Genomic DNA, 19,378 nt, shown 5'->3' on the forward strand with positions numbered 1-19,378 from the left:
CTTATTCCCCTCCTGTGGCCAGACGCATGATGCTTACCTGGCTGATTTCCTCATTCTTCAGTTCCCCTTTAATCTCGCCTTCGGCCATTACATAAATCCTTCTGCACATGCCGATCAGCTCGGGAAGTTCTGAGGAAATCATCAGGACTGCCATTCCCGCCTCTGCCATCTCATTCATCAGCTCGTAAATCTCATATTTGGCGCCCACGTCAATTCCCCTGGTAGGTTCATCCAGGATCAGCACCTTGGGATTGGACATCAGCCATTTGGCTAATACCAGCTTCTGCTGATTACCGCCTGATAGCGTGAATGCATCCACATTCATGCTGTTGGCTTTTATGCGGAGACGCTCAAAATACGCCTGCACCAGGCCCTGTTCCTTTTTCTGATTGATGAAACCAGACCTGCAAAGTTCCTTCAGGTTGGGAAGGGAGATATTCTCCTTAATACTCCTGCAGGGAATAATCCCGTACTTCCTTCTGTCCTCAGTGGCCATTACCAGTCCATTTTCAATGGCCTGGTTCACGGTCATGCCCGTGTATGTCCTGCCGTCCAAAATGATTTCCCCTGACTCAAAGGGTTCCAGGCCGCATATGGCCCGCACGGTTTCCGTCCGGCCCGCGCCTACCAGTCCGGCCATGCCCACAATCTCACCTGCGCGCAGGTTCAGGCTGATATGGCGGGAGGTCCTTCCCGCATTCATATCCTTTACCTCCAGCAGTACCTTCCCCGGCTCTCCCCGCTTCTCCGGGTAAATGTTCTCCACGGAACGCCCCACCATGGCTGAGATTACCTTCTGTTCATCAAACCCGCTGATAGGGCCTGTCTGGACGCTGTGCCCGTCACGCATGATGGTTATGTAATCACTCATCCGGAACACTTCTTCCATCTTGTGGGATATATAGATGACCGCACATCCCTTTTCCCGCAGTTCCCGGATTTTCTTAAACAGGCGCTCAGACTCATGCTGGGTCAGCGAGGATGTAGGCTCGTCCATAATCACGATATTCGCCCCCTTATTGGTGGCTTTGGCAATCTCAATCATCTGGGCGTCCGAGATGGACACCTCTGCCATGATTGCAGTTGCCTTCACATCAATCTGCTCCCTGTCCAAAAGCTCCTGGGCATCCCTGTTGATCTTCTTCCAGTCCACCAGTCCCAGCCCCGTAACCGGGTGATGTCCCAGACACAGGTTTTCCGCCACCGTCAGACCCGGAACGTAAACCAGCTCCTGGAAAATCATTGCAATCCCAAGACCTTCTGCTATTCCCGGCGAGGTGATGTTCTCCACCTTCCCGCGTACGGAAATAGTCCCCTCATTGGCCCTGTACATCCCATTGATTACCTTCATAAGCGTGGATTTACCGGCCCCGTTCTCGCCTACCAGTGAATGTACGGTTCCCTTCCTGACCTGGAAGCTTACACGGTCCAGTGCCCTGACCCCCGGAAAGGTCTTTGTTATGCCGGATAGCTCCAGTACGTATTCTTCATGCATTTCATGCCCTCCCTCCTTTTTCCTTATACAGTTTTATCCTCTTGCTGATTGTATTTTACTGCTTCCGTTGTAGTTTGTCAATATAGTTTTCCAATTAAATTGTCTAATTACGATGACCAGGTATGTTTCAATCTATGTTCCTGCCAGTATTTTCGCCTGCACATTCGCCTATATTTGCATTTTTCGTTCATTTCCAATAACAAGCAGTGACCTGTTTTACATTTTTGTTGAATAACTTTCTTGTTTTACATTGACTTTTTTTAATAAATTAGGGATAATATAAGAAAGGCAGAATATCAGAAAGAAAGCAGGTAACCCTATGAGTAAAAATATTGGTGCAAAGCCCATTGATTTAAGGCGCCAGAATTATCAGTCCATCATACAGCTTTTCCGGAACCACCCCACCCTGGCTGTCCGTGATATTGCACAGGTGCTTTCCTTAAGCAAAACAGCAATCACGAATATCCTCAACAACCTCACCGAAATGAACATCATCCACGCTGTCGGTAAAGGGGAATCCACCAATCAGGGCGGCAAGAAGCCGGAGATGTATGCCCTGAACTCGGATTACGGATATGTGATAACTGCATATTTTTCCCATGAATTCTGCTTATGCCAGCTATATGATATGAACTACAACGTTCTTGGGGAAGCGATGGAGTCCTGTACTGTCCAGGAAGGATATCCGTATGAGGAGGTCCTTTCCATCCTGGCCCGGCAGATTTCTTCGGTCATGGAACAGAACAATCTGGATGAAAGACGGCTTTGCGGCATTGTATTCCAATGCGCGGGCATCATCCTGCACAAAGAGGGCATCCTGTCACGTCCAATCCTTTCGCCGCAGTGGGGGAATGAACTTCATGTAATCGAGGATATCAGGGCGCGGCTCCGTATCAGCGCACCGCTCTACCTTAACAATACCAGCCGATTCCACGGCTGCTATGAGCTGCTGGAATGCCCGGAACGCCGTAACAAAAATATAATCACCCTTTTCTGCAGCAGCACCGTGGGCGGAAGCCAGCTGCGGATGGGACATCTGATCCACGGGCTGACCGGCCTGGTAGGGGAATACGGCCACCTCACCACGGATTACACCTTTTCCGAGCGCTGCAACTGCGGCAACTACGGCTGCTTTGAAACCAGCGTATCAAGGGAACCGATGCTCAGGCGGATCTGCCGGGACTTAAAGACCCACGCAGTCTCGTCCCTGAGCCGCGGGGACCTTTCCACCCTGACCATACAGGAGGTGTTCCAGGCAGCCAACGACGGTGACAGCCTGGCCAGGAAACATCTGGATTATGTCATCCAGCAGTTTACCGTGCTGATTTATAATATGCAGATAACATATGACCCCGATGAAATCATCATTCAGGGCATTTACGCCAACTCAGGAAGTTATTTCCAGAAAAGCCTGGAGGAAAACATCAACCACCTGTCCCTTCATAATATCCAGAACCGGATGAAGCTGACCTTCAGTTTCTCATACGGGACCAGCTCCTATCCGGACCAGCTGGACTTTGCGATGAAGGGGGCTGCCTTCTTCTGCTTTGACCAGTATTTTAAAGATCTGGAGTTCACCGTATGAATCTGGCGGCCCTGTCCAGCCGGAGCCGTGCAAAAAGGCACTTGGTTTTTCCAAGTGCCTCCATCGATAGAAAAAGTCTATCTCTTTAAAATCCCATTATCTGATATATATTAACAATCATCAATCAACCAATCTATAAGGTTAACAGACTTAATCCCCTCATAAGAAGAATCCATTCCGGTATTCAAAGACAACACTATCTTCTTATAATTATCTCTGATTTTCTGCAACGGGGCCAATTCCCTGCGGCGGACATCATCACTTGTCATGGATTCCGTTACCTGGATATATATTTTATTGTCCGGTTTTGCCGCAATGAAATCAACTTCTGAATTATCCACTTTTCCGATGGAAACATCAAAACCTCTCCGAAGTAATTCAAAGTACACCACGTTCTCCAATGCGTGACCGCTGTCACGGTCTCTGGATCCGAGCAGATAATTTCTCAGTCCAATATCAACAATATAGTATTTTCCAAGGGTACGCAGGTACTCTTTCCCTTTAATGTCAAACCGCTTAATATCATAAAAGAAATACGCTTCCAGCAATGCGTTCACATAAGCCTGAACCGTATGTGCGCTCGGTGTACCTTTGCGCTTTCCACCTTCTAACAAGCCCACATTCACAAGTATATTCCCGATTGAAGAAACGGAAATACTGCTGCCGATATTATCAGCGAGGAACATGACTATCTTTTTCAGCAGAATCGGATCTGTGATACGTTTCTGTCCTCTTCGATTTTCACGTTCTAAAATATCCCGCATAATTACTGTCGAATAAATACCGTCCAACATTGGAACCTGTAATGTAAATATCACAATTCAAATCTACCCGAAACGAATTAATCACATCTTCCCAGCCCGGTACGCGTTGAACCTCATCAAAGAATAAATACATTCTACAACATCAAAAAAGCTGATACCCTTTTCAGTACCAACTTTACAAAAACTGCAATCTAGGGCGTGTTTGGAAATTGCTTTCCGTCGGCTGTGCGTCCCACTTTGTGGGAGATTTGGTCCCGATGATGGAGGCGTAGCGGGCTACGCTGACTGAATCGGGGCCAAATATACCGCGAAGTGGGGCGTGCTTTGTCCTAAGGGGGTACCTCTGGTGGATTCCTTAGGGCAGACGGCGGGAATGAATTTTCAAACAGGCTCTTAGGCACCTGGTTTCCCCAAGTGCCCCTGCCCCCGCTACACATCCTCATAATGCAGAATCCTCTTACGGATCTGGCTATATTTAAGTATCTCCGTATCCACATACTCCCATGTATACACAGCCGGGGTGCCTTCCTCGTCAAAGTTTACCCCTTTAAGCAGCAGGAACGCCTTAGGCCCAATCCCGGCCGCCTTTAAGAGCCGGTCAAGCAGCGCGTCATCCCGGCTGTACACCGCGTTCAGTTCCACCTTATCCCACTCCAGCTTCTTGCCGCTGGCCTTATACATAAAATAGAATACAGAATTAACATAGCGGTCCAGCTCCGCCATATCCACCCCGTTCAGGTATGAAAGGGGGATATAGTCCCTGGTAACAGCGCATATCTGCTTGTCCGCGTAGAATATCTTATCGCACACCAGCGCGTCGCTGCCCTCTTCTATCTCCAGACGTCCGGCCACATCCCGGTCCGCCTTCACAATCTGATGGTCAATCATCTCCACCCTTGGCTCATAGCCGCTGTTCCTTATCATATCTGCAAAATGCATGACCGGGTTAAAGCTGGCCTTCATCTCAAAGAAGCTGCTGTTGACAAATGTACCCTTCCCGTGCTTGCGGAATATCATGCCCTTGGCAGACAGATCATCCAGAACGCTGCGCAGGGTAATGCGGCTGACGCCTAACATCCGGGCCAGTTCTTCCTCCCTTGGCAGCTTCCTGTTGACAGCCAGGTCCATGTGTTTTATAAAGCGGACAAGTTCTTCTTCCACCTGTGATTTTAAATCGGTTTTCCTGACCCTTCTGGGTACGGAATCCACCATATTATCCTCCGTCATCTGTCCCCTCCTGCAAATATACTGTCTTTCCCCATTATACCCCCTAACAAATCATTTGGCTACCAAAATAAGCCGCACCCTGTCCATACAGAACAGGGTGCGGCCCATGACGGCATGCACGAATACCGCCCGGCGTAAATAGGCCGGGCGGCAGCTAATCCTTCAGTATCAAATCATCCCATCATACCAGCTGTCTCTTAATCCTCTCTTCCTCCGCCTTCTTATCTTCCAGCGGATACCACATGGGGTCGGCGATATCGATGCAGCAGGCCTCGCCCGGGGAGAATACCACCCGGTGGGGCGTCTCCACCTTCACCAGCTGTTCCCCCACCGGCACCAGATACTCGGTCCTGTCTGTCAGGAATATCCTCTTCTCCACATGGGTCCTGAAGCCCCGGTCCGATGTGAGCCGGATGGCGTTAGGTCTTGTGGCCACCACCATCTCGCTGGCCGCATCAGCCGGAACCGCCAGGTTTAAGGACTGGCCCATATCCCCCTTGGGATATGCCTTATTGTCCTTGATGACCACATCCATGAAGGTGGATTCGCCCAGGAAACTGTGGACGAACCTGGAGTTAGGTTTCCTGTAGAGGTTCTCCGGTGTGTCAATCTGCATGATCCTGCCCATGTCGCAGACCATCATCCGGTCCGATATGGCCATTGCCTCGGACTGGTCATGGGTGACGAAGATAATGGTAAAATTAAACTTCCTCTGAAGCTCCTTAATCTCAAAACGCATGGATTCCCGAAGCTTGGGATCCAGATTGGAAAGGGGTTCATCCAGAAGCATGACCCTGGGATTAGTGACAATTGCCCTGGCCAGGGCAATCCGCTGCTGCTGGCCGCCGGAAAGGTCGGATGGGTAAACCTCCTCCAGCCCATCCAGGCTGCAGTGGTGCAGAGCTTCCTTTACCCGCTTTGTCATATCCGTTTTATTGACCTTCTGGATTTTTAAGGGAAATGCCACATTGTCAAATATATTCATATGGGGCCATACCGCAAATGCCTGGAACACCATCCCAAGCCCTCTCTCCTCCGGCGGCACATACAGATTCTTTGACTTGACCGACACCGGTTTCCCGCAGAGATGGATTTCCCCCTCTGACAGATCCTCAAACCCGGCTATCATACGCAGCGTGGTGGTCTTGCCGCAGCCCGAAGGCCCCAGGAAGGAGAAGCACTCCCCTTCCTTTATGCTGAGGTTAAAATCATCCACCGCCGTAACCGTGCCCATGGTTCTGGTTGTGAAGCGTTTTGTAACATGCTGTAATATTACCTGTTCCTGTGCCATAATCTTACGCTCCCTTCCTGTCCTTGGTGATTTGCGTAACAATTGTATTACATATAATAATGATCAGGATTGCCAGTGATGCCAGGGCGGACGCCTGGGGTATCATGCCCGCATCGCGCAGGGAGTAGATCTGCACGCCCAATGTCCTTGTATACGGCCCGTACAGAAGGATGGATGTGGTCAGCTCCCTCATGGCCGGAAGGAATATCAGGAAGAAGCCCGATACCATGGCCGGCCGGATTAAGGGCAGGGTGATATCCTTTAAGGATTCTGTATGGGATGCGCCGCAGGCCCTGGACGCTTCCTCCAGGGACGAGTTCACCTGCTGCAGGGATGCGGACGCGCTCTTCATGGAGAAGGACAGATACCTTGCCATGTATGCCACCAGGATGATCCAAATGGTATTATAAAGCTTGATTCCGAAAATGGAACCGGACCAGGAAAGGATGACGCCGATTGCCAGCACCGTGCCCGGTATGGAATACGGAAGCACGGAAAGGATTTCCAGGACGCCTTTCCCCTTTGGCTTAATCCGGTTGATAACGTATGCAACCATGACGCCTAAGAACATACACACGATTCCGGCCGTGACGGACAGGAACAGCGAGTTCTTGATGGAATCCAGGGTGGCCGGGGAGGTCAGCACCTTCTGATAATTCTTCAGTGAGAAGTTCTCCGGCGTAAGCGGCAGTCCGTATGCATTTACAAGGGCTACCAGGAATATCATCACCAGCGGGACCACGACAATGACAACCAGTGTCAGGCAGGCAAATGCCAGCAGGGGGTACTTTGCCCCTCTAAGCTTAATGAGCGTGGGCCGCATGGATTTGCCCTTGATGATATCATAGCTGCCTGAACTTAACACCCGCTTCTGGATTACCAGGGCCACAGACACCACCGCCACCAAAAGGATGGAAAGGGCCGCGCCCTGCCGGATTCCCTCAAAGCTTCCCGAGGATTTATAAATCAGTGCATATATCATGGTTGGCAGCGTGTAAATATTCTTGGAAAAACCAAGGATGGAAGGCACGCCGAAATGTGCCAGCGAGGAAATCAGTATCAGCAGCGCGCCTGCGGATATGGCGGGCTTTACAAGCGGAATCGTGATTTTTGCAATGACCTGGCCCTGCTTCGCGCCTGCAATCCTGGCCGATTCCTCCAGCGTGGGGTCCATGCGCTCCAGCGCGCTTACCACCTGCATGAATACAAATGGGAAGTAATAAGAACACTCCACGAATATGATGCCGCCGATGCTGTTGATGTTGATGGGCGCATTGGCCAGATGGAAGGTGGCCATCAGCCATTTGTTCACGTAACCGGCCCTGCCGGAAAAGAGCAGATCCCACGCCATGGCCCCGAAGAACGGAGGGAACATATAAGGGATGGTGAACATGGCCCGCATGAAGCCTTTGGCCGGAATATCGCTCCGTCCCAGAAGCCATGCATAGAACAGGCCCATTATGGTCCCGAATAAAGTAACTGCAAGGGCAATCACGATTGTATTCCACATTGCCTTCAGGTTATCTACATTTCCTATGACTGATATGAAAAGGCTGATATCAAACTTATTCTCATAGAAAAATGCATTGTACACAATCATGAAAATAGGAATTGCCACAATGATGAGCAGCAGTACAAAGCTTAAACCTGTCATGGCCTGGTCCAGGCCGAACCGCCTGCCCTCCATGGCGGCCAGCTCCGAGCCGCTGGTCATGGCGCGTTTTCTCCTGAATGTCATACGGCTTCCTCCTTTCCGGCAGCGGGATAAAACTCCGGACTTACGAACCTAAGTCCAACCGTATCCCCTTCCTGTTCCACTGCGCCTGTATGCATGGCGTCAAAAGCATTTTTCTGGACACGGACCTCCCTGCCGTCAAACTCCACAAAATAATCGTATTCACTCCCCAGGAATACGGAGCGCTTTACCTTTGCCTTTACAGGCGAAGCCGGGTCAAAGGTGATATTGTTGGGCCTGACCCCCATATCCACAACCCCCTGCCTGTCAAATCCCGCAGGAACCTCCCCGTCAAATACCAGCTTCCTGTTCCCGGCAAAGCACCAGTCGCTGCCCAGTTTGCTCAGTGTAAAGAAATTGGACACGCCGATGAACTCAAACACAAACCGGTTGGCCGGCCTGAGGATGATGTCCTCGTCCGCTCCAAGCTGGCACAGCTCCCCATCCTGGTTCATGATTGCCATCTTGTCGCACAGCTGCAGGGACGCCTCCTGGTCATGGGTAATATAAAAAATCGTGGTGCCTATGTTCTTCTGGATCTGCCGTATCTCGATGAGCATTTCCTCACGGAGCTTGGCGTCCAGATTGGTAATCGGTTCATCCATGACAATGACCGCATCCGAGCTGACCAATGCCCTGGCAATGGCTACACGCTGCTGCTGCCCTCCGGAAAGCTGGCTGGGCAGATAATTGGCATATTCCGTCATGCGGACCTGCTTTAAGGCATTTTCCGCCTTCTGCTTAATCTCCGCCTTGGACATCCTGCGTTTCTTCATGGGGTAGCAGACATTTTCCAGGACCGTCATATGGGGCCACACGGCGTAATCCTGGAACACCACGCCCACGCCGCGGCGCTCCGGCGGGATGTTAATGCGCTTTGCCTGGGAGAACACACACCGGTCCCCAATCCATATCTCCCCTGAACTTGGCTTGTTGAATCCCAGCAGGCAGCGGATTAATGTGGTTTTTCCGCATCCCGACGGGCCTACCAGGCACATGATCTGGCTGTCATCCACGTCCAGGGAAAAGTTCTTTAATATCTGATTGTCCCCATAGGCAAAAGATACGTTGTCAAACTTGATACTGGCCATTCTAGTTCCTCCTGTCCCTTATATTCCAATCCATTTAATCCAATCCATCTAATTTAATCCATTACATTTAACAGGGCCGGAACTTCTTCCGGCCCCGCATCCATACACTTACGTTCCTTACCCGGATTCCTGCCTGGAATCCATACCCATATCCTTACTTAAAAATCTTGTCAAATGTGTCGATGATCTGGTCTGAATTATCAGACAGGGACTGGAGGTCAACTGTCATGGCTGCCTTGGCAATATCTTCCACGCTTGCGCCCTTCTGGTCAACATCATCCCTTACAGAGAGCAGGTTGTTCTCAACCAGGATTTCCTGGCCTTCCTTGGAAAGGATGAAATCATACAGCAGCTTTCCGTTTGTCTCATTGGCGCATCCTTCCACCAGACCGATTGGGGAGAAGATGGATACCAGGTCGGAATCAATATACGTAAAGCCCAAAGGTGAGCCTTCATCCATCAGGTTCTGTGTCACATAATCCAGCATGATGCCGACCTTATAAGCCCCGGCCGCTACCTGGTTATGGGTTGCGGTCGTGCCGGACTCCAGCTCGCATCCGTTATCTTTTAATTTCTGGAAATACTCCTCGCCGTAGTCAGGGCTGGAAAGCAGCGCCCCTACAAAGTACTTGGTTGTTCCGGCGGAAGACGGGTCTGTCATGACAATCTGGTTGTTCCACTTGGCATCCAGCAGGTCATTCCATGACTTGGGGGCCTCTTCCTCCGTGACCAGGGATGAGTTATATCCGATGGACATGTTCATCATACGCGCCCCGGTGTAATATCCTTCTGAATCAATGAACTTATCCGCAATGGCGCCTGCTTCCGGAGAGGAGTATTTTGCAAGAATGCCTTCCTTCTTAAATCCTATGTAGTCAGACGGGTCTCCTACCCATATAACGTCTGCCGCCACCTGCCCGGACTGGTGCTCGGTTGCGATTTTTGTGATGACCTTGCCGGTTCCTGCAAAGTAATAATCCATCTTAATGTTAGGATACTTCTTTTCAAACCCTTCCTTGATGGCCATAAGCTGGTCTTCCTGCATGGAGGAGTAGAGCATGACATTGCCGGATGCGTCAGAAGCCGCCTGGGCATCGCCGCCGGCTGCCTGGGTGTCCTCTGCCTTATCTTCCATTTTGGAGTCTTCTGCTTTGGAATCTGCTGCAGGGGCCTCGGTCTTTGCCGCCGTTGTCTCCGGCGCCTTGGAACCGCCGCAGGCTGTCAGTGACACTGCCATTGCTGATGCCAGGATAACTGCTAATGTTTTCTTCATAGATAATACCTCCCTCAATACGTTTAATTTTTGCATCTGGGATAATTTTCACATTCCCTTGTGCAATTTGTTTGTTTTGCAGTTGATTTGATTGTAAATTTTATGCTAAACTATGTAAAGTATGAAAAATGCGGAAGTAAACCGATGTACAATTTTTAAACCTTACAAAAATTAAACGATACTGTGGAAGGTAAAAATATGAATAAACCGGTATATGAATCGAAAAAAATCAGACAGGCAATCCGCATCCTGGCCTTTGGCACAGGATTTATCGTGATGCTTTCCGCTGTCTTTTTCACCTTGTTCCGCATCTTTGAGCGCATCACCTACGACTCCATCTCAGACCTGAACCGGGATTTTGCCATCCAGATTGATACCCTGACCGAAACCATCAATTCATCCATTGTGAACTATGGGATGCAGCTTTTTTATTCCAATGCAGTTAAAACCATGATGGGCGCTGCTTCGTTTTCCAATACGGACCGCGTATACATGACCAGGGATCTGAACACGTCCTTAAGTTCCACGGAATTTGCCGAGTCCATCATCATCCATAACGGATATACCAACCGGGTATACTCCACAGACCCGTCCTTCCCGGACCAGTCCATCGATACCTACAGGAACACGCAGATCCGGGAACTGCTGATGAACCGCACCAACGAAAACCGGTTTAAGCCCATTTACAGCCATGAGGAGGGACCTGAGGGACGGGAATTTTATACCTTCATGTTTTATGAGATTAATCCCAATGGTTCCCCCAAACCCAGCACCCTGATCATCACCGTCAAAAGCGAATGGTACAAGCGGGCCCTGCTGGCTTCCAATCCGTCCTCGGACCTGATTGTCATCAATAAAAAAGGAGACGTGCTGGTATCGGCCAGCGATTCGCTCCTTGAAAAGTATGCGGACTACTATCCGCTTATTACAATTGAAAAAAACAGCGGGTATTTTATCAACAAAAAGAAAAAGGAAATCTGCATGTATTATGAATCCCTGACCACCGGGCACACCTATATGAAGATTTCCTCCCTGTCCAAAGCCCTGCCCCGCCTTTTATACTTCCGGCAGATTGTCGTGTATTTTATGGTCACATTAATCTCTGTCTTTGGCTGCGCCCTGCTTATCCTGCTGATTTACGCCCTGATGCCCATGCTGAAAATGAAGGACGCCATCACCACCATCAACAAGTTCCTGGAAGGGGATGAGGCAGATGTCCAGGATACCCCGCCCCTTCCGCTGAAGGAGCAGATTGATGCCGTGGTGTCCAGGTCCGAGCGCACCAGCCTGGAACAGATTTTTTATGATATGCTGGCAGGTAAGCTTTCCCTATCATCTGCACGGCTGTTTAAAGATATGGAAGGTCCCTTTGGGCTTATGCTGATACATGCCCTTCACAGAAAGGACATCTATGGGCTGGTGGAGAAGCAGCATCCCGAGCTGGTGGTCACCAAATCCTCCCATATTTATGCCTGCATCGGCGTCTACCAATCGGAGGAAGACTATCACAGCCTGGCCCTGTACCTGTCAGGGACACTGGACTGCCGCCTGTTCCAAAGCGTCCTGTTCACGGACTTTGACAGTCTGCCGGTGCATTCCTCCAATCTCCATGAGCTGCGCAGGTTAAGCCTGGTGCTGAACCAGGAGGACCGGCTGGTTCCGGAGGAAGCGCTTTTCACAAAGGCTTCCGCCAACACCGTGACCACCCGGGATTTTACGGACCTGATTGTGCGCCTCAAGTCCGGCAGTCTGGACCTGAGCAGGGCCAAATGGCAGGAAATCCGCGACACCATTGCCAACTACAGGTATGATGACTTCCAGTACATCCTCAACCGGGCCGAGGATACCATCTGCAATATATTGAATGAATTTTCATCTGAACTGCTAAAGGACAGCCAGAAACTGCTGCCGGAATCCCTGGAGCAGATTAAGGACCTGGACGAGATAGATCAGGCATTTGACCGCGCATTTGTGGCCATCTGTGAGAATTACAGCGAGAAAAAGGCGGAAAAATACTCCGAACTGGCAAAACAGATCAAGGGCATCGTCCAGGAACACTACCACGACAGCAGCCTCAACTCCCAGCGCATTGCGGATATGATCCAGATGAACAACGCCTATCTGGGTCGGCTGTTCAAGAATTCCTACGGCCGTTCCATCAACGATTATATCAATACCTGCCGACTGGAGGAAAGCATGCGCCTGCTGCGCCAGACCGACCTGTCAGTGGAGGAGATTGCCCAGAGCGTGGGGTTCTCGAATATTAAGTACTTTTATGTGCTGTTTAAGAAGCTTACGGGGATTACCCCGGCAACGTACCGGGCGGGGTGAAGGGCAGGATAAACCTGGCACAGGGAGGCATATAACCGCTGGATACTGCCATAAAAAGGACGGCCCCGCCGGGATGATACTACACATCCCCAGGCAGCCGTCCTTATCCTTCATATCCTGCTAATCCGCAGAGTCTACTTTAACCGCAGGATCATGCTTCATCCGCACATTCCGCTTCATACACACATCCCACTTTATCTACAAAACCCGCTTTATCCACAAAACCCGCTTCATCCACAGAATGAATCCACAATCCGTTCCATTTCCATCCACTTCTTCTCCATATCCTCCACCAGACCGAACTGGGTACGGCAGCGGTCCAGGTTGTGCTGCTCCCTGGCAATCTTAAAGTAAGTGTCGCCTTCCAGATAATCCGTCAGGAAACGCATCCCGCATTCCAGCGTCATGAGCCGCGCGCCCTGTGGGAGCATCCTGATTTCCTTCCCGGTAAGGCTTCCGGCGCATCCCTCAAGGAATCCCTTTGTATAAATTTCAAACAGCGGCAGGGACAGGGATACCTTGCTTAAATCCGTCTCGTCCTCCTCTGCCGTATTGGCGCCGAACCGGATGGAATCGCCAAAATCAAAGATGGAAAGACCGGGCATCACCGTATCCAGGTCAATGATGCAGATTGCCTCGCCTGACTGATCGTCAATCATGATATTGTTAAGCTTCGTGTCATTGTGGGTTACCCTTAAGGGCAGCTCCCCCTTCTCCAGCATATCCATGGCCAGCCCCATGTCGGCTCCCCTGTCCATGACAAACCGGATTTCTTCCTGCACCCCGGCAGCCCTGTGGCAGATATCCTGCCCCACCACTTCCTTAAACCGTTCAAACCGTTTTGGCGTGTCATGGAAGCCAGGTATGGTTTCGGTCAGTTCCCTGGCCGGATACTTAGACAGCAGGCGCTGGAAATGGCCAAATGCCTTGCCGCTCTGATAAAAGTCTTCCGGTTTCTCCACCAGGTTATAGCAGGTTGCGCCTCCGATAAACAGGTACATCCTCCAGTAATTCCCCGCACTGTCGATATAGAATGTACCGCCGTCCCTGGTCTTTACCAGGTTCAGGGTCTCCCGGTCAGGGTCCCCGCCATGTTTAATGACCTCCTGCCTTAAGAAGGTGGTAACCCCTTCAATGTTCTTCATCAGGGACACCGGGTCCTTAAAAATGTCATCGTTCATCCTCTGAAGGATATAGGGACGGCCGCACACCAGTTTAAATGTATCATTGATATGCCCGCTTCCATAGCGCTCACAGCTTACTATTCCACCGTCCGTGGCAAACGCCCCCGCCGCTTCCTCCAGTATACATGTCTCCAGTTCTGCACTCATCACCTAATCCTCCCACAGTTTTTGTGGATACAGCCCGCTGTCCTTCAGTCCTTTTATGGCCTTTACCACCATTTCCTTGTCTTCCTTGTAAGTAACGCCGTACCAGCGGTCCACGCTTTTTAACACAGTGACCTCTGCCCGGCCTGATTTAAGCAGTTCATCCACCACAAATGGAAGGAAATACTCACATTTCAGCGGATTAACAGGCAGGTTCTGTTCCAGGAACGCCCCAAACCGTCCATCCAGTTCGCCCAGGATACTTTTCGTAAATCCCCACATGTTCATGGATACAATGGTGGATTCCGGCAGTCCAACCCATGTGGCCCCGTCATCCTCCGTATATTCCGCCAGGCTGCCATGCTTCTCAATCCTTGTGCGCTCATGGATATCCGCCAGGTGGTTCTCCCCGTCCACCGAGCACACGCCCCTTGCCACATGTCCATTCTCTGTCAGGGTGTTGTAGAGCTGGTAGCCGACCATGGTATACTGGTACCTGTCATCATCCTCCACCGATGCCAGCTGGTCATAAATCATGTGAAATGCTTCCTTCCCATAGTAGTCATCCGCATTGATGACTGCAAACGGGCCGTCAATCAGATCCTTACAGCACAGCACTGCATGGGCGGTGCCCCATGGTTTCACGCGGCCCTCCGGCACCTCAAACCCTTCCGGGATCTTATCCACCTCCTGGTACACATAGGCCACGTCCATATACCTGCTGATACGGTTGCCGATATGGATCTTAAATTCCGTTTCAATGGCCTTCTTGATAATGAAGATAACCTTCTCAAATCCAGCCTGTTTTGCATCAAAAATGGAGAAATCAATGATGATATTGCCATATTCATCCACCGGGTCAATCTGCTTTAACCCGCCGTAACGGCTTCCCATACCAGCCGCCATAATCACCAGTACCGGTTTTTTTCCCATGTCTTCGTCCTTCTTTCACTCGATTCATTTTGTGGTTAACCCTTAACACCGCCGCCCGTGACACCTGCAATGATTTTCTCAGACAGGAAAATATACAGGATGAAGGTGGGCAGGAAAACGATGACAACGGCCGAGAACATACCGGCCCAGTCTCCTGTGTATTTCATGGAGTTAATCATGGAGTACAATCCCACCGCAACAGGACGCACCTTATCCGAGTTACCAAATATCAGGGAAATGAAGTATTCATTCCAGATGTTGATAAAGTTGAAAATGGTCACGGTCACAATACCCGGCTGGGCCATAGGAAGCATGATCAGCCAGAAGGTCTTTACCGGCGGGCAGCCGTCTATGGCAGCCGCCTCCTCAAATGCCCTGGAAAGGTTGGCAAAAAAGGTGGTAAGGAATATGGTGGTATATGGCACATTGATGCCGATATACAGGAAAATCAGCGTGCCCCTGTTGGCAGCCACATTATTAAGGATGTTAAGTCCTGCCACCATTGCAAACAGCGGAAGCACGATCATGACCACAGGAACACCCATGGATGCCACCAGCCCCGTCTGTATCAGCTTATTGCACACAAAGTCAAAACGTGACAGTGCATAAGCGGCAGGCGCGCATATGACAATCAGCATGGTGCAGGACACAATGGAGTAAAACAGCGAATTAAAGAATATGGTGGACACATCGGAGTTCACCCATGCCTTCACATAATTCTCAAAATGAAGCCCGCTCTCCAGCAGCTTGTTGGAGAATATCTCCTTGGTGGTGGAAAAGCTGGCGCAGAGCACCCAGCCCAAAAGCACCAGGGTAAAGAAAATCCACAGGGTCAGAAGCAGATAACCAGGCGCCAGTTTCAGCTCCTTCTTCCAACGGATGGGTTCACTGTATCTCTTTTCTTTCTTACCGAACATTCCTGACATATACATTTCCCCCTCCCTTAGAATTCCAGATCATCATCTTTCAGAAGATGATTACACAGCCAGAACACGGCAACCACGCACACGCTCAGCATGACGCCAACCGCCGCACCGATACCCGAGTTCCTCTCTGTCACACTGTTTCCCGCGCCGAAAATCTGCATATAGAGATAAACCATGGGCGTGATGGTCTGCGTATCAGCCGTAACCGTTGAAAACAGCTGTGACCACACGAAGAATCCAACGCTTGTGACGCTCCACATGGTAATATTCGTCCTGAACACGCCCTTGAGCAAGGGCAGTGTGATGTAGCGGAACTGGTTGAACTTATTGGCGCCGTCCAGGGTTGCCGCTTCAAAATACTCGTCACTGATCCTCTCGATACCGCTGGAGAATATCAGCATATGGTAACCTACCATGCCAAAGCAGTACGCAAGCAGCAGCGCCATGAACTTATGGTCGTTGTCCAGCCATTGTATCTTGGCAATGGAATCCAGCCCGATGGCTGTGAAAAATGACTTTAAAAGTCCGAACTTGGGGCTGTATACATACTGCAGCCACATGGTTGCCAGGGCAACCGCACTGACAATATTGGGCAGGTAAATCATGGCCCTGAAAAAGCTCTTGAACCGGATGCCGCTGGTGATGATGACTGCAAACAAAAGCGCCAGCGACATGACGATAATGCCTCCGATAAACCATATGCGGACCAGGTTCCACATGGACATGCGGAACAATGTGGTGTTGGCCAATTTAACGTAGTTGTCAATTCCGGTGAAGGTCCATTTTGACATGGAATCCGTGATTCCCTCTATCTTGAAAAAGCTCATCAGAACCGTCCTGATGATAGGATAAAGGAACACCAGGATAAACATCACCACCGCCGGTGTCATAAACGCGAATATCATTCCTTTGTTTCTTTTCACACCAGTGCCTCCTTATTTTACTTGATGAAACGTGTAAAAGAGGTGGCAGCGTTAGACGATGCCACCTCAATGATGCTGTTACCGTGATATTCTGTTATTTGCCTGCTGCCTGGAGATTGGCTACGAACTCATCCGCTGTAATGGAACCGCCGCAGAGCTTCATCATGTTCTCTTTGATGATTGGGGTCATATCCACGTTGTCCTCTGCGCCTGCTGCCCATGGATAACGTGTGCTCAGGCTTTCCATGACCGGCTGCACGCATGCAATCTGTGCAGGCCACTCGGTATTGGTTGAATCGGAAGGGATACCTACTGACTCAACGGAAAGCTTCTTGTCAAATTCGCCCTTGGTTAAGTATGTAATCAGCTGGAATGCAGCCTCTGCGTTCTTGGAATCCTTGTTGATTGCCAGTACCTGTGCGCCGAAGTTAGCTGCTTCCGTGCCGTCCGTGCCGCCCTCAACCGCCGGGTAGCTGAAGCAACCCCACTGGAAATCATCCCCGGCCATATCCTTAACCTCGTTGGGAAGCCAGGAGCCGTTCAGGTACATGGCCGCGGTGCCCATGGCCAGTTCCTGGTTCTGTCCTGCCGGCCATACGTTGGAGGCAATGCCCTCTGAGAAATATCCCTTGTTGGCGAAATCCTCATATGCCTTAGCCATCTCAAGGACGGATGGATCATCCCACTTGTTGTTCTTTACAATATCGGAGGTCTTATCATATCCGTTAATCCTGGACATATGATATCCGAACATGCAGAGGATATAAGCATCGTCACATGTAATCGGTGTATAGCCTGCATCCTTAATCTTCTGGCATGCGGCGTCCAGTTCCGCCCATGTGGTGGGTACTGCGGTCACACCGGCCTCATCAAAGATGGACTGGTTGTAGAAAAATGCAAATACATTAGGCTGGTAAGGAATGGACTTTAAGGTTCCATCTCCTACTTCCCGGCAGGCCCCCATCAGGCTTGCGCTTGCCGTGGCTTCATAATCATTGGCCTTGGCCAGTTCTTCCAGGTCCATGATGTAGGCGCCCCATGTCTTGTTCACGCGGTCAATGTCCTCGTCAAACAGATCAATATTGGTTCCTGCGTCCAGTGCGGGCTGAAGGCCTTCACGGATACCGGTACGTCCCTTAAACTGCAGGTCAACCGCGATTCCCGTATCTGCTGAGAACTGGTCAACTGCTTCCTTGATGACCTTGCCCTGAGGCTCGGTGGCTTCCCACATGGACCAGTATACAAGGCTTCCTCCGTCGCCGGACGGCGCCTGGGTATCGGCTGCTGCAGAATTATCTGCTGCCGTGGTTGCGGCTGCCGGTGCCGCGGTTGTCTCCGCTGGTTTGGACCCGCCTCCACAGGCTGTCAGTGAGCCGACCATTGCTGCTGTCAGTGCCAGTGCCCATAATTTCCTTCTTTTCATATAATACTTCCTCCTTGAATATATTTGTGTTTTTGTCCCTTCAAATACATTTCTGATACCCTTAGTATAGTAAAATTGCACATTATATTCTTTGGACTATTGATTATTAAATTTGTACGATAAGACTATTTTTATATATATTATACAAATATATGACTCCCCCCGCCATCACATGTATCATTTCTCACAGTCATCTGTAGATTGCAGGCAGACTGTCCGTATGGTAAAATAACAGTAAGGAAAGCTAACGCGGAGGGCCATATGACGAAAGAAGAATTTATGGAAAAATTAAAAGATGATTCTGAATGGGCGCCGGGCTGGGAAGCCATTGACCAGGAATTTGAACGGCTTTATCCGGGACAGGATCCCAGGCATTATGCAACAAACATGGCCGCCCGGGCAATGCTTGGCGGCAGGGAGTATCTGGACGGGTATTCCATTTATGATTCGCCAAAGGGGTATAAACATATTGTCACCTATGGCATGACGGAACTCTATGCGGATGAAAAGGCATTTGGGGGCGAATGGAACAGATGGGGCTACGAAATGACAATCAAGCTGAAGGCGCAGACGCCGGAAGACTGCCTCTGGGCCATCAGCATGCTGTCAAACCTGGCACGGTATACCTATACACAAAAGAAATTCTTTGAACCATACCAGTACATTGCCGGCAACGGCGAATCCCTCCATATCGGGACAGGATCCGCCATTACCGCGCTGGTGACCGTATCTGATACCGAGGCATTGACACAGGATACAGTTTATGGGAAAACAGGGTTCATACAGCTGGTCGGCATAACGGAACAGGAGTTCCAGTCCATTCATGGACGCACGGATAAAATCCGGCTTCTGCTTCAGCGTATGAAAGAGGAGAATCCGAATCTGATAACGGATATGGACAGGACAAAATCATATCTGTAGGCATCTGGCCTGTTTGGATTTTAAAACAAACCCTGGATATCCAAAGAAGAGGGATACCCAAAAGAGGAGGAATACCCAAAAGGGGAGGGATACCCAAAGGGACGCGGCCCACTATCAGCAGCCGCGTCCCCT

17 protein-coding genes and 1 pseudogene are annotated in these 19,378 nt (G+C 50.3%); 4 read left to right on the forward strand and 14 right to left on the reverse strand.

Features of this window, described 5'->3' with window-relative positions:
• Position 1: 1 nt before the first annotated feature.
• Positions 2 to 1,495: a sugar ABC transporter ATP-binding protein gene (locus LK536_RS34930; RefSeq protein WP_227794638.1), complete on the reverse strand. Its 1,494-nt coding sequence runs from the start codon at positions 1,493 to 1,495 to the stop codon at positions 2 to 4.
• A gap of 319 nt (positions 1,496 to 1,814) precedes the next feature.
• Here LK536_RS34930 and LK536_RS34935 point away from each other — a divergent pair, with 319 nt between their 5' ends.
• Complete coding sequence (locus LK536_RS34935) at positions 1,815 to 3,080, forward strand: ROK family transcriptional regulator (protein WP_227794639.1); 1,266 nt, start codon at positions 1,815 to 1,817, stop codon at positions 3,078 to 3,080.
• A gap of 110 nt (positions 3,081 to 3,190) precedes the next feature.
• Here the strand turns inward: LK536_RS34935 and LK536_RS34940 are convergent, their stop codons facing one another.
• Positions 3,191 to 3,874, reverse strand: coding sequence for an ATP-binding protein (locus tag LK536_RS34940; protein ID WP_420315202.1), 684 nt, complete (start codon positions 3,872 to 3,874; stop codon positions 3,191 to 3,193).
• Entirely contained in the window at positions 3,822 to 3,977 is a 156-nt protein-coding gene (locus LK536_RS34945) for an AAA family ATPase (protein WP_008723633.1), read from the reverse strand. The genes LK536_RS34940 and LK536_RS34945 overlap by 53 nt, the downstream gene beginning before the upstream one ends.
• Positions 3,978 to 4,046: 69 nt before the next feature.
• On the opposite strand from LK536_RS34945, the gene LK536_RS34950 reads away from it, so the two are divergent.
• Complete coding sequence (locus tag LK536_RS34950) at positions 4,047 to 4,133, forward strand: DUF6783 domain-containing protein (RefSeq protein ID WP_329602183.1); 87 nt, start codon at positions 4,047 to 4,049, stop codon at positions 4,131 to 4,133.
• Here LK536_RS34950 and LK536_RS34955 read toward each other — a convergent pair.
• From LK536_RS34955 to LK536_RS34980, 6 genes and pseudogenes are all read right to left on the reverse strand, one after another.
• Positions 4,095 to 4,196, reverse strand: a pseudogene (locus tag LK536_RS34955) (DUF6783 domain-containing protein); the annotation flags it as partial. The gene LK536_RS34950 and the pseudogene LK536_RS34955 sit on opposite strands and share 39 nt — an antisense overlap.
• A 77-nt stretch (positions 4,197 to 4,273) precedes the next feature.
• On the reverse strand, positions 4,274 to 5,071 hold the full coding sequence (locus LK536_RS34960; RefSeq protein WP_025484443.1) for a GntR family transcriptional regulator: 798 nt from the start codon (positions 5,069 to 5,071) through the stop codon (positions 4,274 to 4,276).
• A 181-nt stretch (positions 5,072 to 5,252) separates the two neighbouring features.
• Positions 5,253 to 6,362: an ABC transporter ATP-binding protein gene (locus LK536_RS34965; protein WP_025484445.1), complete on the reverse strand. Its 1,110-nt coding sequence runs from the start codon at positions 6,360 to 6,362 to the stop codon at positions 5,253 to 5,255.
• 4 nt (positions 6,363 to 6,366) lie between these two features.
• Positions 6,367 to 8,100: an ABC transporter permease gene (locus tag LK536_RS34970; RefSeq protein WP_050927351.1), complete on the reverse strand. Its 1,734-nt coding sequence runs from the start codon at positions 8,098 to 8,100 to the stop codon at positions 6,367 to 6,369.
• The gene (locus LK536_RS34975; RefSeq protein WP_008723625.1) at positions 8,097 to 9,188 is read right to left on the reverse strand and encodes an ABC transporter ATP-binding protein; all 1,092 of its coding nucleotides are present in this window, start codon (positions 9,186 to 9,188) and stop codon (positions 8,097 to 8,099) included. The genes LK536_RS34970 and LK536_RS34975 overlap by 4 nt, the downstream gene beginning before the upstream one ends.
• A 154-nt stretch (positions 9,189 to 9,342) precedes the next feature.
• Positions 9,343 to 10,461, reverse strand: a complete 1,119-nt coding sequence (locus LK536_RS34980; RefSeq protein WP_025484446.1) for an ABC transporter substrate-binding protein — start codon at positions 10,459 to 10,461, stop codon at positions 9,343 to 9,345.
• 198 nt (positions 10,462 to 10,659) lie between these two features.
• On the opposite strand from LK536_RS34980, the gene LK536_RS34985 reads away from it, so the two are divergent.
• Positions 10,660 to 12,792, forward strand: coding sequence for a helix-turn-helix transcriptional regulator (locus LK536_RS34985; protein ID WP_227794640.1), 2,133 nt, complete (start codon positions 10,660 to 10,662; stop codon positions 12,790 to 12,792).
• A gap of 230 nt (positions 12,793 to 13,022) precedes the next feature.
• Here LK536_RS34985 and LK536_RS34990 read toward each other — a convergent pair whose 3' ends face one another.
• The 5 genes from LK536_RS34990 to LK536_RS35010 form a co-directional block, all read right to left on the reverse strand.
• On the reverse strand, positions 13,023 to 14,123 hold the full coding sequence (locus tag LK536_RS34990; RefSeq protein WP_040382024.1) for a phosphotransferase enzyme family protein: 1,101 nt from the start codon (positions 14,121 to 14,123) through the stop codon (positions 13,023 to 13,025).
• Between the two features lie 3 nt (positions 14,124 to 14,126).
• On the reverse strand, positions 14,127 to 15,053 hold the full coding sequence (locus tag LK536_RS34995) for a nucleotidyltransferase family protein (RefSeq protein WP_008723602.1): 927 nt from the start codon (positions 15,051 to 15,053) through the stop codon (positions 14,127 to 14,129).
• 35 nt (positions 15,054 to 15,088) lie between these two features.
• Entirely contained in the window at positions 15,089 to 15,979 is an 891-nt protein-coding gene (locus tag LK536_RS35000; protein WP_025484460.1) for a carbohydrate ABC transporter permease, read from the reverse strand.
• 17 nt (positions 15,980 to 15,996) lie between these two features.
• Complete coding sequence (locus LK536_RS35005) at positions 15,997 to 16,902, reverse strand: carbohydrate ABC transporter permease (RefSeq protein ID WP_008723598.1); 906 nt, start codon at positions 16,900 to 16,902, stop codon at positions 15,997 to 15,999.
• Between the two features lie 94 nt (positions 16,903 to 16,996).
• Positions 16,997 to 18,325: an ABC transporter substrate-binding protein gene (locus LK536_RS35010; protein ID WP_008723596.1), complete on the reverse strand. Its 1,329-nt coding sequence runs from the start codon at positions 18,323 to 18,325 to the stop codon at positions 16,997 to 16,999.
• A gap of 261 nt (positions 18,326 to 18,586) precedes the next feature.
• Here LK536_RS35010 and LK536_RS35015 point away from each other — a divergent pair, with 261 nt between their 5' ends.
• Complete coding sequence (locus tag LK536_RS35015) at positions 18,587 to 19,246, forward strand: suppressor of fused domain protein (protein WP_227794641.1); 660 nt, start codon at positions 18,587 to 18,589, stop codon at positions 19,244 to 19,246.
• Positions 19,247 to 19,378 lie beyond the last annotated feature (132 nt).

Source organism: Clostridium pacaense (assembly GCF_020709765.2).
Classification (GTDB): domain Bacteria; phylum Bacillota; class Clostridia; order Lachnospirales; family Lachnospiraceae; genus Enterocloster; species Enterocloster hominis.

What these genes read in the sequence shown, in the direction of transcription:
- LK536_RS34930 (WP_227794638.1), bottom strand. Translation starts at nt 1,495, where the DNA reads ATGCATGAAGAATACGTACTGGAGCTATCCGGCATAACAAAGACCTTT.
- LK536_RS34935 (WP_227794639.1), top strand. Translation starts at nt 1,815, where the DNA reads ATGAGTAAAAATATTGGTGCAAAGCCCATTGATTTAAGGCGCCAGAAT.
- LK536_RS34940 (WP_420315202.1), bottom strand. Translation starts at nt 3,874, where the DNA reads ATGTTGGACGGTATTTATTCGACAGTAATTATGCGGGATATTTTAGAA.
- LK536_RS34945 (WP_008723633.1), bottom strand. Translation starts at nt 3,977, where the DNA reads ATGTATTTATTCTTTGATGAGGTTCAACGCGTACCGGGCTGGGAAGAT.
- LK536_RS34960 (WP_025484443.1), bottom strand. Translation starts at nt 5,071, where the DNA reads ATGACGGAGGATAATATGGTGGATTCCGTACCCAGAAGGGTCAGGAAA.
- LK536_RS34965 (WP_025484445.1), bottom strand. Translation starts at nt 6,362, where the DNA reads ATGGCACAGGAACAGGTAATATTACAGCATGTTACAAAACGCTTCACA.
- LK536_RS34970 (WP_050927351.1), bottom strand. Translation starts at nt 8,100, where the DNA reads ATGACATTCAGGAGAAAACGCGCCATGACCAGCGGCTCGGAGCTGGCC.
- LK536_RS34975 (WP_008723625.1), bottom strand. Translation starts at nt 9,188, where the DNA reads ATGGCCAGTATCAAGTTTGACAACGTATCTTTTGCCTATGGGGACAAT.
- LK536_RS34980 (WP_025484446.1), bottom strand. Translation starts at nt 10,461, where the DNA reads ATGAAGAAAACATTAGCAGTTATCCTGGCATCAGCAATGGCAGTGTCA.
- LK536_RS34985 (WP_227794640.1), top strand. Translation starts at nt 10,660, where the DNA reads ATGAATAAACCGGTATATGAATCGAAAAAAATCAGACAGGCAATCCGC.
- LK536_RS34990 (WP_040382024.1), bottom strand. Translation starts at nt 14,123, where the DNA reads ATGAGTGCAGAACTGGAGACATGTATACTGGAGGAAGCGGCGGGGGCG.
- LK536_RS34995 (WP_008723602.1), bottom strand. Translation starts at nt 15,053, where the DNA reads ATGGGAAAAAAACCGGTACTGGTGATTATGGCGGCTGGTATGGGAAGC.
- LK536_RS35000 (WP_025484460.1), bottom strand. Translation starts at nt 15,979, where the DNA reads ATGTCAGGAATGTTCGGTAAGAAAGAAAAGAGATACAGTGAACCCATC.
- LK536_RS35010 (WP_008723596.1), bottom strand. Translation starts at nt 18,325, where the DNA reads ATGAAAAGAAGGAAATTATGGGCACTGGCACTGACAGCAGCAATGGTC.
- LK536_RS35015 (WP_227794641.1), top strand. Translation starts at nt 18,587, where the DNA reads ATGACGAAAGAAGAATTTATGGAAAAATTAAAAGATGATTCTGAATGG.